Source organism: Pelagibius sp. CAU 1746 (genome assembly GCF_039839785.1).
Taxonomy (GTDB): Bacteria; Pseudomonadota; Alphaproteobacteria; order Kiloniellales; family Kiloniellaceae; genus Pelagibius.
In genome coordinates this window covers 2,588,585-2,602,115 of the sequence record NZ_JBDOQT010000001.1, presented here as the reverse complement: position 1 = coordinate 2,602,115, position 13,531 = coordinate 2,588,585, and the positions used below count along the sequence as shown (strand labels likewise).

Below are 13,531 nucleotides of genomic sequence, written 5' to 3'. Positions count from 1 at the left end.
GGGAGGCCGCTACTGGTACTCGGCCAGGACGACACTGGCGTTGGTGCCACCGAAACCGAAGGAATTGGAAAGCGCGCGGCGGACCGGGCGCTCCTTGGCCGTATGCGGCGTCAGATCGATGTTCGCACAGCTCGGCGAGGGGTTGTCGAGGTTCAGGGTCGGCGGCACCACGTTGTCGCGGATGGCAAGGATCGAAAAGATCGCCTCCACCGCGCCCGCTGCGCCGAGCAGATGTCCGATGGCCGACTTCGTGGAGGACATGGAAAGCTCCGCCACCGCGTTGCCGAAGAGGCGCTTGACCGCGCCCACTTCGATCTCGTCGCCCAGCGGCGTCGAAGTGCCGTGGGCGTTGATGTAGTCGATGTCGCTCGGGTCCAGGCCGGCCCGCTTCAGCGCCGCTTGCATGGCCCGGTAGCCGCCGTTGCCGTCTTCGGGCGGCGCCGTGATGTGGTGGGCGTCGCCGGACAGGCCGTAGCCGACCACCTCGGCGTAGATCGTCGCCCCGCGCGCCTTGGCGTGCTCCAGTTCTTCCAGCACGATGACGCCGGCGCCCTCGCCCATGACGAAGCCGTCGCGGCCTTCATCCCAGGGCCGCGAGCCTTGCTCCGGCGTATCGTTGTACTTGGTCGACAGCGCCCGCGAAGCGCAGAAGCCGGCAATGCCCAGGCGGCAGACGGCCGCCTCCGCGCCGCCGGCGACCATGACGTCCGCGTCGTCCAGCATGATCAGGCGGGCGGCATCGCCGATGGCGTGCGCCCCCGTCGAGCAGGCCGTCACCACCGCATGGTTCGGCCCCTTGAAGCCGTGCTTGATCGACACCTGACCGGAGACCAGGTTGATCAGCGCTGCCGGAATGAAGAAAGGAGACAGCCGCCGCGGCCCGCGCTCGTGCACGGTGATGGAGCCGTCGAAGATGGTCTCCAGGCCACCGATGCCGGAGCCGATCATCACGCCGGTGCGCCAGCGGTCCTCGTCGGCTTCGGGCTTCCAGCCCGAATCCTCGATGGCCTGCTGCGCCGCGGCCATGCCGAAGACGATGAAACGGTCCAGCTTGCGCTGGTCCTTCGGCTCCACATAGTCGTCCGCGTTGAACAGCCCCTCAGAGGTCTCCCCCAGAGGCACCTGGCCGGCGATCTTCGACGGCAGATCGGAAACATCGAAGCTCTGGATGCTGCGCAGGCCCGAGCGGCCATTGAGAAGCCGATCCCAAACATGGCTAACACCGCTTCCCAGCGGTGTTACCAGTCCCAGTCCTGTAACGACAACGCGTCTCATACGGCAAACGACCTTATGTACGGCGAGGCGGTTGAGCGACAGCCTACGCCTGCGCGCAGCTGCCGCCTTCGCCTACGGTCAGGAGTGTTCCTGAATAAAGTCGATCGCGTCCTTGACGGTGACGATCTTCTCCGCCGCGTCGTCGGGAATCTCGCAGCCGAATTCTTCCTCGAAAGCCATCACCAGTTCGACCGTATCCAGGCTGTCGGCGCCCAGATCATCGATGAAACTTGCAGTCTCGGAAACCTTTGCATCATCGACGCCCAGATGCTCGACGACGATCTTTTTCACGCGCTCGGCGATGTCGTTGCTCATAAGAATTAGCCCTCAGGTTCTTAGACGCTTCTTGGCGGGAAGCGGGTACCGTCCAAATGAATGGCGACCTCGCATCTGCGCAAGGCGCCGCCTCTTATCACAGTTCTTGAAGGTTTGCCAACGCCCTACAGACGCCTGTTTCGAGTGTGTCCCCCAGGAGGAGTCATATCATGGCCATTCCGCCATTTACATGCAAGGTCTGGCCGGTCACGTAGGCGGCTTCCTCGCTCGCGAGATAAACCACACCGAAAGCGATTTCCTCTGCATTCCCAAGGCGTTGCATTGGGATAGCCGTGAGGATGCGCTCGCGCTGCTGGTCGTTCAGTGCGTCGGTCATGGCGGTTTCGATCATGCCCGGCGCCACGCAGTTCACGGTGATGCCGCGACTCGCCACTTCCTGGGCCAGCGACTTGGTCATGCCGATCAGGCCCGCCTTGGAAGCCGCATAGTTCGCCTGGCCCGGATTCCCGGTCACGCCGACGATGGAGCTGATGCTGACGACCCGGCCCCAGCGCCGTTTCATCATGCCCTTCAGGCTGGCGCGGGTCAGGCGGAAGGCGGCGGTCAGATTCACATCCAGGACCTGCTGCCAGTCCTCGTCCTTCATGCGCATGGCCAGGCCGTCGCGGGTCAGCCCCGCGTTGTTGATCAGGATGTCGAGTTGACCGGCTTCTCCCTCCACCCGTCCGACCAGCGCATCGGTCTCGGCGGGGTCGCCCAGATTGCAGGTCATGACGTGCGTGCGCCCGCCCAGTTCGCCGGCCAGCGCCTCCAGGGCCTCGGCCCGGGTGCCGCTCAGCACGACCGTGGCGCCCTGCCCGTGCAGGCGCCGCGCGATGGCCCCGCCGATGCCGCCCGAAGCGCCGGTCACCAGCGCAATCTTTCCAGTCAAATCAAACATCAAGACGTCTCCACGACGATAAAGCTTGAACCTGCCCCGTTTCTGTTGAGGCTACGCGGCAGCCCCGGCGGCTAGAGCTGTGCCAGAACCGCTTCCACTTCTTCCGGGGTTTCCGCCGACAAGGCGCTCAGGCTGCGGTCGATCCGTTTACTGAGGCCGCTCAGCACCTTGCCGGCCCCCAGTTCCACCAAGGTCTCAACTCCCTGGCCGGCCATATAGGCCACGCTCTCGCGCCAGCGCACCATGCCGGTCACCTGCTCCACCAGCTTGCGGCGGATTTCCTCCGGGTCGCTCAGGTGGCTGGCGGTGACGTTGGCCACCAGCGGCACCGCCGGCATCTTCACTTCGACGCCGGCCAGGGCCTCGGCCATGACCTCGGCGGCCGGCGCCATGAGGCTGCAGTGAAAAGGCGCGCTCACCGGCAGCAGGATCGCCCGCTTGGCGCCCTTTTCCTTGGCGATCTCGATGGCACGCTCCACCGCCGCCGCGTGGCCGCTGAGCACCACCTGGCCGGGGGCGTTGTCGTTTGCCGCCTGGCAGACTTCACCCTGAGCCGCCTCCTCGGCCACCGCCTGGGCGGCCTCCAGGTCCAGGCCCAGGACCGCCGCCATGGCGCCCTCGCCCACCGGCACGGCCTGCTGCATGGCCTGGCCGCGGCGGCGCAGCAGGCGCGCGGCATCGGCCAGTTGCAGGCTGCCGGCGGCCGCCAGGGCGGAATATTCTCCCAGGGAGTGCCCGGCCACATAGGCCGCCTTGTCGGCGAGGCTCAGGTTGCCCTCGCTCTCCAGCACCCGGACCACAGCCAGGCTGGCCGCCATCAGCGCCGGCTGGGCGTTCTCGGTGAGCCGCAGTTGTTCTTCCGGCCCTTCGGCCATGATCCGCGACAGCTTCTGGCCCAGGGCATCGTCGACTTCTTCGAAGGTGTGCCGCGCCACCGGAAAGGCGGCGGCCAAGGCCTGGCCCATGCCGACGGCCTGGGACCCCTGCCCCGGAAACACAAACGCCAGGCTCATGAATGGCAACTCCGCGAGAAATGGGAAAGGCGAACGAAATGCCGCCCAGACATAGCCACACAGCCCTGCCTGTCAAGCCGGATCGGCGGGCAAACGGCGGAAAATGGCGGATCACGAAGGTAAACGTCCAGGCTAGGGCCACCCGCCGGAGCCTCCCGACCCCCCCCCGCTCACCCCGGTCGGCAGCCCGGCGCTCCGGCGCCCGCGCGGCCCCTTCACGGTGCTTGCGCGCCTGGGGATACGGCGCTTGCACCCTGAGGATTTGGCGCTTGCGCCCTGGGGATATGGCGCTTGCGCGCCTGGGGATAAGGTGTATAGTCCCGCCGCTTCGCAGCCCTTTCGGGGGCGGCGGAACACTCCTTGCCGGGATCCTGCTTATGGGAACCGGCTAGGGCCGGGCGGCTGAACTTCGACCAGCGCCGGTCCGCGAACAGCCAGAGGGAGTAAACCATGGCATTCTATGAGTGCGTGCTGATCGCACGCCAGGACGTTTCCGCGTCCCAGGTCGAGAGCCTGGTCGCGGACTACACCAAAATCCTCGAAGACAATGGCGGCCGTGTCGCGGGTTCCGAGTACTGGGGACTGCGCACCCTCGCCTATCGGATCAAGAAGAACCGCAAGGGCCACTACCAGATGCTGCGCATCGAAGCCCCGGCGGCCGCGCTTCACGAGCTGGAGCGCAACATGCGCCTCAGCGACGACGTGATCCGCTATATGACCGTGCGCGTCGAGGAGCTGGAGGAAGGCCCCTCCATCGTCATGCAGCAGCGCAACACCCGTGACGACCGCGGCCCCCGCGGCGACCGCCGCGGCGGCGGCCGCTTCGGCGGTGACGGCCCCCGGGGCGATGGCCCCCGCGGCCCGCGTCCTCCGCGTGACAATGCCCGTGAAAGCGAAGGCGGCGCCGCGGCGCCGGCCAGCGCCCCTGCCAGTGAAGGAGCTGCAGAATGACCGTTCAAGTCGTCGGTGGCGGCGGTGGCCGTCGCCCGTTCTTCCGCCGCCGCAAGAGCTGCCCGTTCTCCGGGCCCAAGGCGCCGAAGATCGACTACAAGGACACCCGTCTGCTGCAGCGCTTCGTCTCGGAGCGCGGCAAGATCGTGCCGAGCCGCATCACCGCGGTGTCGACCAAGAAGCAGCGTGAGCTGGCGCGCGCCATCAAGCGGGCGCGCTTCCTCGCTCTGCTGCCCTATGTCCTGAAATAAGCGGCCAAGCAGGAGAACAGACATGGAAGTGATCCTGATGGAGCGCATCGAGAAGCTGGGGCAGATGGGCGACGTGGTGTCGGTCAAGCCGGGCTTCGCGCGCAACTATCTCTTGCCGCAGAAGAAGGCCTTGCGGGCGACGAAGGACAATCTCGCCCGCTTCGAGAGTGAGCGCTCTCAGCTCGAGGCCGATAACCTGAAGCGACGCGAGGAAGCCGAACGCGTGGCCAAGGATCTGGACGGCCTGACCGTCACCGTGATCCGCCAGGCCGGCGAGAGCGGCCAGCTCTACGGTTCGGTGAACAGCCGCGACGTGTCCGAGGCGGTGTCCGCCGCCGGCGTCACCGTGGCCCGCCGCCAGATCGACCTGGGTTCGGTGATCAAGACGCTGGGCTTGCACAAGGTTCGCGTGCAACTGCACCCAGAGGTCGTCGTGACCGTCACCGCCAACGTGGCGCGTTCGGAGGAAGAGGCGCAGGTGCAGATCGAGAGCGGCCGCGTCGTTACGGCCGAAGAGATGCGCCAGGCCGAAGAGGCCGCCGAGGCCGAGCTCGAAGCGGTGGTCGAAGCCGTCGAGCAGGAAGAGGCGACGACGCCTGCGGACGACGCCGAAGCCTCCGCCGAGTCGGGCGGCGACTCGGACGGCGAGGAGACCACGCAGGGCTAATCCCTGCCCGGTCCCACCGCTTGAGATCAGAACGGCGGCTCCCCTCAGCGGGAGCCGCCGTTTTGCTTTTTCCCTTTGCTGTCAAGCACGCACTCGACGGCCTTATCCCCGCTTTGCAGCCAACTCACCCCGGCAAGGGCGGTTTGCTTGGCGGAACGATCTGCTATTCTGCACGGCCATCCGGTATTCGTTGTGGCCATGGAATCGACACAGCCCTCTCTAACGCAGTTGCACGACCCCCACACGGGCGAAGACCATCTGCGTCTGCCGCCGGCCAACGACGAGGCCGAGCAGGCCCTCTTGGGCGCCATCCTCGCCAACAACGCCGCCTACGAGAAGGTCGCCGACTTCCTGCGTCCCGAGCACTTCTCCGACGGCGTGCACGCGCGCATCTTCGAGGCCTGCGGCAAGCTGATCGAGCGCGGCCAGATCGCCAACGCCATCCAGCTCAAGAACCTTTTCGAGCAGGAAAGCGCCCTGGCCGAGGTCGGCGGCGCCCAGTACCTCGCGCAGCTTCAGTCGAGCTACGTCACCATTATCAACGCCGTCGACTACGGCAAGACGATCCACGACCTCTACCTGCGCCGGCAGTTGATCAATCTCGGCGAGGACATGGTCAACGACGCCTTCGACTACGATCTGGATATCGACGCCAGCCAGCAGATCGCGCTGGCCGAGGACAAGCTCTACAAGCTTGCGGAGATCGGCGAGACCGAGGGCGGCCTCGCCCCCTTCAAATCGGCGGTGCTGGAATCGCTGCACATGGCGGAAGCGGCCATGAAGCGCGACGGCCTCGCGGGCGTGGCCTCGGGACTGAACGATCTCGACAAGCTGCTCGGCGGCTTCCACCCCTCGGATCTGCTCATCCTCGCCGCCCGCCCCTCCATGGGCAAGACGGCGCTGGCCACCAACATCGCCTTCAATGTCGCCGCCGACACGCGCACCGAGAAGGACGCCGATGGCAACCCCATCGAGCAGCGCCAACCGGTCGCCTTCTTCTCGCTCGAAATGTCGGCCGAACAGCTCGCTTCGCGCATCATCGCCGAGCGGACCGGCGTCCGCTCCGACTCCATGCGCCGCGGCGATATCCGCGACGAGGAGTTCGACGCTATCTTCGAGGCCAGCCGCCAGCTCTTCGAACTGCCGCTGTTCGTCGACGACACGCCGGCCCTCTCGGTCAGTCAGGTGCGCACGCGCGCCCGGCGCCTGAAACGCCAGCACGGGCTCAGCATGATCGTCGTCGACTACCTGCAGCTCATGCAGCCGCCGGCCGGCAAGCGCAGCGACAACCGCGTGCAGGAGGTCTCGGAGATCACCCGCGGCCTCAAGGCCATGGCCAAGGACCTGGACGTCCCGGTCATCGCCCTGTCGCAGCTCTCGCGCGCCGTCGAGCAGCGCGAGGACAAGCGCCCGCAGCTCTCAGACCTGCGCGAGTCCGGATCGATCGAGCAGGACGCCGACGTGGTCATGTTCATCTACCGTGAGCAGTACTACGCCGAGCGCGCCGAGCCGACCCAGCGCGACGGCGAGGACGACAACAAGTTCCACGAACGCCTGGAGCGCTGGAAGGAACGTTGCGAGCGCGCCTACGGCAAGGCTGAGATCATCATCGCCAAGCAGCGTCACGGCCCGATCGGCTCACGCGAATTCGCCTTCGACGGCGACACCACGCGCTTCAGCGACCTGGTCGCCGATGACCACCTCCCCGACCACTACTGAGCTGGCGGCGACGGCTGCCTTGTCGGACGTCTCACCCCGCGCCGCCGGCGTGCTGACCGTCGACCTGGCCGCCATCGCCGAGAACTACCGCCGCCTCAAGGCCGCCTTCCTGGAGAAGGCGGTGGCGGCGGTGGTGAAGGCCGACGGCTACGGCCTGGGCGCAGAGCGGGTGGCCCCGGTGCTGGTCAAGGCCGGAGCGCGTTCCGTCTTCGTCGCCCAGCTCGACGAGGCCCTGAGGCTGCGCCCCCTGCTCGACCGCTGCCATCCCGCCGTTGCTCTCTACGTGCTGAACGGCCTCATGCCCGGGGCCGAGGCGGACTACGCCGAGCACAACATCCTGCCGGTGCTGAACTCGCTGGGCGAGATCGACGCCTGGACCGCTTTCTGCCGGGCGCGCGGGGCGGCCCTGCCGGCCGCCGTCCACCTGGACAGCGGCATGTGCCGCCTGGGACTGCCGCCCGACGAGGTGGAAGCGTTGCGCGGCGACCCGGAGCGCCTGGCCGGCCTGGTGCCGACCTGCATCCTCAGCCACCTGGCCTGCGCCGACGAGCCGGACCACCCGATGAACGCCGGGCAGCTCGCGGCCCTGAAGGCGGCCCTCCCAGCGCTGCCCCGCGCCCCGGTGTCCTTCTGCAACTCCTCGGGAATCTTCCTGGGCCGCGACTACCATTTCGACCTGGGCCGCCCGGGGGTGGCGCTCTACGGGGTGAATCCCACGCCGGGGGCGCCGAATCCGATGCAACCGGTGGTGCAACTGCGGGCGAAAATCCTGCAAGTCCGGCAGATTGACGCTCCTCAGACCGTTGGCTATGGTGCCTCGCACCGCGCCACGGGGCCGGCCCGAATCGCGACCGTCGCCGCCGGCTACGCCGATGGCTATCTCCGGTCGATTTCCAATCGCGGCCATGCCTGGGTTGCCGGTCATCGGGTTCCTGTGGTTGGACGAGTCTCCATGGATTTGCTTGCGCTGGATGTGACCGGAGTTGCACCGGACGCGGTCCGCCCCGGTCTCTGGGCGGAACTGCTGAACGGCGAGCAAGACGTCGACGCTCTGGCGGACGAAGCCGGAACGATCGGTTACGAGATCCTGACCTCCCTGGGAGCGCGCTACCATCGGGTCTATTTGGATTAGTCATTAATGCCGATTCTCCAGCCGATCGGCCGCACCTTTCTGGTTTTCCTGGAAGCCACCGGCCGGCTGTCCCTTTTTACGATCATGTCGCTGTCGCACTGCCTGCGGCCGCCCTACTACCCGCGCCTGATCCTTCGGCAGATGATCGAGATCGGCTACTACTCCCTGCCGGTGGTCGGCCTCACCGCCATCTTCACAGGCATGGTGCTGGCGCTGCAGAGCTATACCGGCTTCGCCCGTTTCTCGGCGGAGAGCGCAATCCCCAACGTGGTGGTGGTCTCGATCACCCGTGAGTTGGGGCCGGTGCTGGCCGGCCTCATGGTCGCCGGACGCGTCGGCGCCTCCATGGCCGCGGAGATCGGCACCATGCGGGTGACCGAGCAGATCGACGCCCTCGACACCCTGGCGACCAACCCCTTCAAGTACCTGATCGCGCCGCGCCTCATCGCGGGCCTGACCATGCTGCCGATCCTGGTGCTGATCGCCGACATCATCGGCGTCTTCGGCGGCTACATCGTCTCGACCCAGAAGCTGGGCTTCAACCCGGCCGCCTATTTGCAGAACACCTGGGACTTCATCGAGGCCCAGGACGTGATCTCCGGTCTGGTGAAGGCGGCCGTTTTCGGCTTTCTGGTGACGTTGATGGGCTGCTACCACGGCTACAACTCGCGCGGCGGCGCACAGGGCGTCGGCGCCGCGACCACCAACGCCGTGGTTTCCGCCTCGATCCTGATCCTCAGCTTCAACTACTTCATCACCGAGCTGTTCTTCGCCCGATGAACGATTCTCCCGAAGTGCCCGCGGCTATGAGCCAAGCCACCGCACCGGCGGCAGGGGAAGCTGTGCCGAAAATCCAGATTCGCGGCCTGACCAAGGCTTTCGGCGACAAGGTGGTGCTGGACGGTATCGACCTCGACATCCACAAGGGCGAGTCGATGCTGGTCATCGGCGGATCGGGCAGCGGCAAATCGGTGCTGCTGAAATGCATTCTGGGGCTGCTGCACCCGGAGGCAGGCTCCATCAAGGTTGACGGCGAAGAGGTCGTCGGACTCTATGGCGAAGACCTGGAGCGCATTCGCCGCAAGTTCGGTATGTTGTTCCAGAACGCCGCCCTCTTCGACTCCCTCACGGTCTGGGAAAACGTCGCCTTCGGCCTCGTCCAGGGCCAACGCATGGCGCGCGGCAAAGCCCGCGACATCGCCTACGAGAAACTGGCCGCCGTCGGCCTGGGTGAGGACGTTGGCCGGCTGACGCCGGCGGAGCTGTCCGGCGGCATGCGCAAGCGCGTGGGGCTGGCCCGCGCCATCGCGACGGAGCCGGAGATCATTTTCTTCGACGAGCCCACCACCGGCCTGGATCCGATCATGGGCGACGTCATCGACCGCCTCATCGTCCAGTGCGTGAAGCAGCTCGGCGCGACCGGCCTGTCGATCACCCACGACATGGCCAGCGCGCGGCGCATCTCCGACCGCGTCGCCATGCTCTACAAGGGCAAGATCATCTGGGTCGGCGCGACTGCGCGGATCGATGAATCCGGCAACCCCTATGTCGATCAGTTCATCAACGGGCGCGCCGAGGGCCCGATCCAGATGGAAGTTCGCGCCCTTTGATTCCTGCCGGGCGCCACCGTATCGAAGGATCTCGCTGAATGGCGAAGCCGCGCTCGCAATACGTCTGCCAGGACTGCGGCGCCGTCGCGGCCAAGTGGTCCGGGCGCTGCGAAGGCTGCGGCGCCTGGAACACCCTGGCCGAGGAAAGCGTGCAGCGCGCGCCCGGTGGACTGTCAGGGGGCAGCGGCAAGACCGGCGGCAAGATCCGCTTCGTCGACCTGCAGAGCGAGAGTCAGCCGCGCCCGCGCCTGAACTGCCAGATCGCCGAATTCGACCGCGTCACCGGCGGCGGCTTGGTGCCCGGCTCGGCGGTGCTGGTGGCCGGCGACCCGGGCATCGGCAAGTCGACCCTGCTGCTGCAGGTGGCCGCCCGCATGGCGGTAAAAGGCGCCGACTGCGCCTACATCTCCGGCGAGGAGTCCATCGACCAGGTGCGCCTGCGCGCCCGCCGCATGGGCCTGGCCCAGGCCCCGGTGCAGCTCGCTTCGGCGACCTCGGTGCGCGACATGCTGGCCAGCCTGGACCAGGCCGAAGGACCGGCCGTGGTGATCGTCGATTCGGTCCAGACGCTCTATGTCGACAGCCTGGAGTCGGCGCCGGGAACTGTCTCCCAGGTGCGTGCCGCGGCCCAGGAACTGATCCGCCTGGCCAAGAAGCGGGGCTTCGCGCTGCTGCTGGTCGGCCACGTCACCAAGGAAGGCACCATTGCGGGTCCCAAGGTCCTGGAGCACATGGTCGACACGGTTCTGACCTTCGAGGGCGACCGCGGCCACCACTTCCGTATTCTGAGAGCCGTAAAGAACCGCTTCGGCCCGACCGACGAGATCGGCGTCTTCGAAATGACCGACGAAGGCCTCAGCGAGGTCGCCAACCCCTCCGCCCTTTTCCTGGCCGAGCGGCGGGGCAATATCGCCGGAGCCGCGGTCTTCGCCGGCCTGGAGGGAACCCGGCCCCTGCTGGTCGAGATCCAGGCCCTGGTCTCCGCCTCTCCCCTTGCGACCCCGCGGCGGGCCGTGGTTGGCTGGGATTCCGGCCGCCTGGCCATGGTCCTGGCGGTCCTGGAGGCGCGATGCGGGCTGGCGTTGGCCGGCCAAGAGGTATATTTGAACGTTGCCGGCGGCCTGAGGATCGGGGAGCCGGCGGCGGACTTGGCCGTCGCGGCGGCCCTGGTATCGGCGGCAACGGGACAGGAAGTGCCGGAACAGACGGTGATATTCGGCGAAATCGGCCTTTCCGGCGAGATTCGCCCGGTGAGCCAGGTGGAACTGCGCCTCAAGGAAGCCGAGAAACTGGGCTTCACGCGCGCCTGGATCGCCCCGCGCCGCAAGCAGGCAAAAGGCAAGTCGGGCGGAAGATCGGGCGGCGGGCAGAGTCTTGCTGTCGAGGAAATCGCCCATCTGCAGGATCTGGTGGCGCGCCTGGCAGCGCCGGAGTCGCCTCAATCGGGATCCCGGAGCGGCCGGGCCCAGCAGTCGGCCTACTGATTAGAGTTAACGAGCGCAGCGGAGCGCCATGGACAGCTTGCCGATCAATCTGGCGGACCTCATCGTCATCATCGTGCTGGTGGTGTCGGGGATCTTTGCCTTCGTGCGCGGCTTCGTGCACGAGGTTCTGGCCGTAGGCTCCTGGATCGGTGCCGCCTTCGTCACCCTCTATGCCTATCCCCATGTCCAGCCCTGGGTGCTGGGCGTCATCACCGTCGAATTCATCGCCAGCCTGCTGACCGGCGTCGGGCTCTTCCTGGTGACCTTGGTGCTGTTCTCGGTGCTGACGCGCATCCTCTCCAACCGCATCCAGCAAAGCAGCCTGGGCGCCCTCGACCGTTCCCTCGGGCTGATCTTCGGCTTCGCCCGCGGCGCCGTCATCGTGGTGCTGGCCTGGCTGGCCCTGGACTACGTGGTCGTCGAGGACGAACGTCCCGGCTGGATTCAGGACGCCAAGTCGCGTCCCCTGGTTGAGCGCGGCGCCGACATGTTGATGACCCTGGTGCCTGCCGAACTGCTGGAGCGCGGCGACCAGGCCGCCGAGGACGCGAAGCGTCGCGCCGAGGAAATGCGCCGCGCCGAACAGACCTATCAGCAGTTGGTGTCACCGCTCAGAAAAGCCGATGCACCCGAAGAACAACCCGCGTATAACGAAGGCATGCGCGACGAGATCGAGAAGGCCATCGAAGGCCTGATGTCGGACGAAACCGCGCCGGGAGAGACCAAGCAGTGATTACCACCAATCCTCTGGCCCCCGCTGTTGGTCGTACTGGGGACGACGACAAATTCCACGACGAATGCGGCGTATTCGGGATCTTCGGCAGCGAGGATGCCGCGGCCATGGCCGCCCTGGGACTGCATGCCCTGCAGCACCGCGGGCAGGAATCGGCGGGGATCGTCGCCTACGACGGCGAGCATTTCAACGCTCACCGCGACCTCGGGCACGTCGGCGATATCTTTTCCTCCGAAGATGTCATGTCGCGCCTCACCGGGCGCGCCGCCATCGGCCACAACCGCTATTCCACCACCGGGGAAACCGCACTGCGCAACGTGCAGCCGCTGTTCGCCGATCTCTCCCTCGGCGGCTTCGCGCTGGCTCACAACGGCAACCTCACCAATGCGCGCCGCCTGCGCCGCGAGTTGGTGAACCAGGGCGCCATCTTCCAGTCGACCTCCGACACCGAGACCATTCTTCATCTGATCGCCACGTCGGAGGCCGGCAGCCTGATCGACCGCATCATTGCGGCCCTGCGCCAGGTGGAAGGCGCCTACTCCCTGGTCGCGATGTCGAGCAACTGCATCTTCGCCGTGCGCGATCCCATGGGGGTGCGCCCGCTGGTGCTGGGGCGCCTGGGCGATGCCTACGTGGTGACTTCCGAAACCTGCGCCCTCGACATCATCGGCGCCGACTTCGTGCGCGACATCGAGGCCGGCGAGATGGTGGTGCTGGACGAGTCCGGCGTGCATTCGCTGCGCCCCTTCCCGCCGGCGCCGCGCCGGCCCTGCATTTTCGAGTACATCTACTTCGCCCGCCCCGATTCCATGATGGAAGGCATCAGCATCTACGGGGCCCGCAAGCGGATCGGCGCCGTTCTGTCCGAGGAAAGCGGCATCGAGGCCGATGTGGTCATTCCGGTACCGGATTCCGGCGTCCCCGCGGCGATCGGCTATTCGGAACGATCCGGCATTCCCTTCGAGTTGGGCATCATCCGCAACCACTACGTCGGGCGCACCTTCATCGAGCCCGGTCAGCAGATCCGCAACCTCGGGGTCAAGCTGAAGCACAACGCCAACCGCCGCTTCATCGAGGGCAAGCGCGTTGTGCTGGTGGACGATTCCATCGTACGCGGGACCACCTCGATCAAGATCGTCGAAATGGTGCGCGCCGCCGGCGCCACTGAGGTTCACATGCGTATCGCCGCGCCGCCGACCACCCATTCCTGCTTTTACGGCATCGATACGCCGGAGCGCAGCGAACTGCTCGCCTCCGCCATGGACGTGGAGGCCATGGCCGGCCATATCGGCGTCGACAGCCTGGCCTTCATCTCCATCGACGGCCTCTACCGCGCCATGGGGGAGCCGGGACGCGATGCGATGCTGCCGAAGTTCTGCGATGCCTGCTTCACCGGCGACTACCCCATCCGCCTGACCGACTTCGAGGGCCGCGACAAGCCGGCCCAGTTGTCGCTGCTGGCGGAGCGGGCCTGAGGGCC

The 13,531-nt window shown here is 66.7% G+C and carries 14 protein-coding genes; 10 read left to right on the top strand and 4 right to left on the bottom strand.

The window, feature by feature from the left end; genetic code table 11:
- Positions 1-9 precede the first annotated feature (9 nt).
- The 4 genes from fabF to fabD all read right to left on the bottom strand — a co-directional run bounded on the left by fabF (position 10) and on the right by fabD (position 3,504).
- Positions 10-1,275 carry a beta-ketoacyl-ACP synthase II gene (fabF, locus tag AAFN88_RS12350; protein WP_347520614.1) on the bottom strand — a complete coding sequence of 422 codons (1,266 nt, stop codon included), beginning with the start codon at positions 1,273-1,275 and terminating at the stop codon, positions 10-12.
- 78 nt (positions 1,276-1,353) lie between these two features.
- Complete coding sequence (locus AAFN88_RS12345) at positions 1,354-1,590, bottom strand: acyl carrier protein (protein WP_347520613.1); 237 nt, start codon at positions 1,588-1,590, stop codon at positions 1,354-1,356.
- Positions 1,591-1,753: 163 nt separating this feature from the next.
- Positions 1,754-2,491 (bottom strand): 3-oxoacyl-[acyl-carrier-protein] reductase, encoded by a 738-nt coding sequence (gene fabG, locus AAFN88_RS12340; protein ID WP_347520612.1) that lies wholly within the window; start codon positions 2,489-2,491, stop codon positions 1,754-1,756.
- A 71-nt stretch (positions 2,492-2,562) separates the two neighbouring features.
- Positions 2,563-3,504, bottom strand: coding sequence for an ACP S-malonyltransferase (gene fabD, locus AAFN88_RS12335; RefSeq protein WP_347520611.1), 942 nt, complete (start codon positions 3,502-3,504; stop codon positions 2,563-2,565).
- 450 nt (positions 3,505-3,954) lie between these two features.
- On the opposite strand from fabD, the gene rpsF reads away from it, so the two are divergent.
- The 10 genes from rpsF (at position 3,955) to purF (ending at position 13,526) form a co-directional block, all read left to right on the top strand.
- Positions 3,955-4,455: a 30S ribosomal protein S6 gene (gene rpsF / locus AAFN88_RS12330; protein ID WP_347520610.1), complete on the top strand. Its 501-nt coding sequence runs from the start codon at positions 3,955-3,957 to the stop codon at positions 4,453-4,455.
- Positions 4,452-4,706, top strand: a complete 255-nt coding sequence (rpsR, locus tag AAFN88_RS12325) for a 30S ribosomal protein S18 (protein ID WP_347520609.1) — start codon at positions 4,452-4,454, stop codon at positions 4,704-4,706. Before rpsF ends, rpsR begins: the two co-directional genes overlap by 4 nt.
- Positions 4,707-4,728: 22 nt before the next feature.
- Positions 4,729-5,373 (top strand): 50S ribosomal protein L9, encoded by a 645-nt coding sequence (gene rplI / locus AAFN88_RS12320; RefSeq protein WP_347520608.1) that lies wholly within the window; start codon positions 4,729-4,731, stop codon positions 5,371-5,373.
- 198 nt (positions 5,374-5,571) lie between these two features.
- A complete protein-coding gene (locus tag AAFN88_RS12315; protein ID WP_347521664.1) occupies positions 5,572-7,092 on the top strand; it encodes a replicative DNA helicase in 1,521 nt (506 codons plus the stop codon).
- Complete coding sequence (alr, locus tag AAFN88_RS12310) at positions 7,067-8,224, top strand: alanine racemase (protein WP_347520607.1); 1,158 nt, start codon at positions 7,067-7,069, stop codon at positions 8,222-8,224. The genes AAFN88_RS12315 and alr overlap by 26 nt, the downstream gene beginning before the upstream one ends.
- Positions 8,225-8,230: 6 nt before the next feature.
- On the top strand, positions 8,231-9,004 hold the full coding sequence (locus tag AAFN88_RS12305) for an ABC transporter permease (RefSeq protein WP_347520606.1): 774 nt from the start codon (positions 8,231-8,233) through the stop codon (positions 9,002-9,004).
- Positions 9,005-9,030: 26 nt separating this feature from the next.
- The gene (locus AAFN88_RS12300; RefSeq protein ID WP_347520605.1) at positions 9,031-9,834 is read left to right on the top strand and encodes an ABC transporter ATP-binding protein; all 804 of its coding nucleotides are present in this window, start codon (positions 9,031-9,033) and stop codon (positions 9,832-9,834) included.
- 38 nt (positions 9,835-9,872) lie between these two features.
- Positions 9,873-11,318 carry a DNA repair protein RadA gene (radA, locus tag AAFN88_RS12295; RefSeq protein WP_347520604.1) on the top strand — a complete coding sequence of 482 codons (1,446 nt, stop codon included), beginning with the start codon at positions 9,873-9,875 and terminating at the stop codon, positions 11,316-11,318.
- 28 nt (positions 11,319-11,346) lie between these two features.
- A complete protein-coding gene (locus AAFN88_RS12290; protein ID WP_347520603.1) occupies positions 11,347-12,051 on the top strand; it encodes a CvpA family protein in 705 nt (234 codons plus the stop codon).
- The gene (purF, locus tag AAFN88_RS12285; RefSeq protein WP_347520602.1) at positions 12,048-13,526 is read left to right on the top strand and encodes an amidophosphoribosyltransferase; all 1,479 of its coding nucleotides are present in this window, start codon (positions 12,048-12,050) and stop codon (positions 13,524-13,526) included. Before AAFN88_RS12290 ends, purF begins: the two co-directional genes overlap by 4 nt.
- Positions 13,527-13,531: the final 5 nt, after the last annotated feature.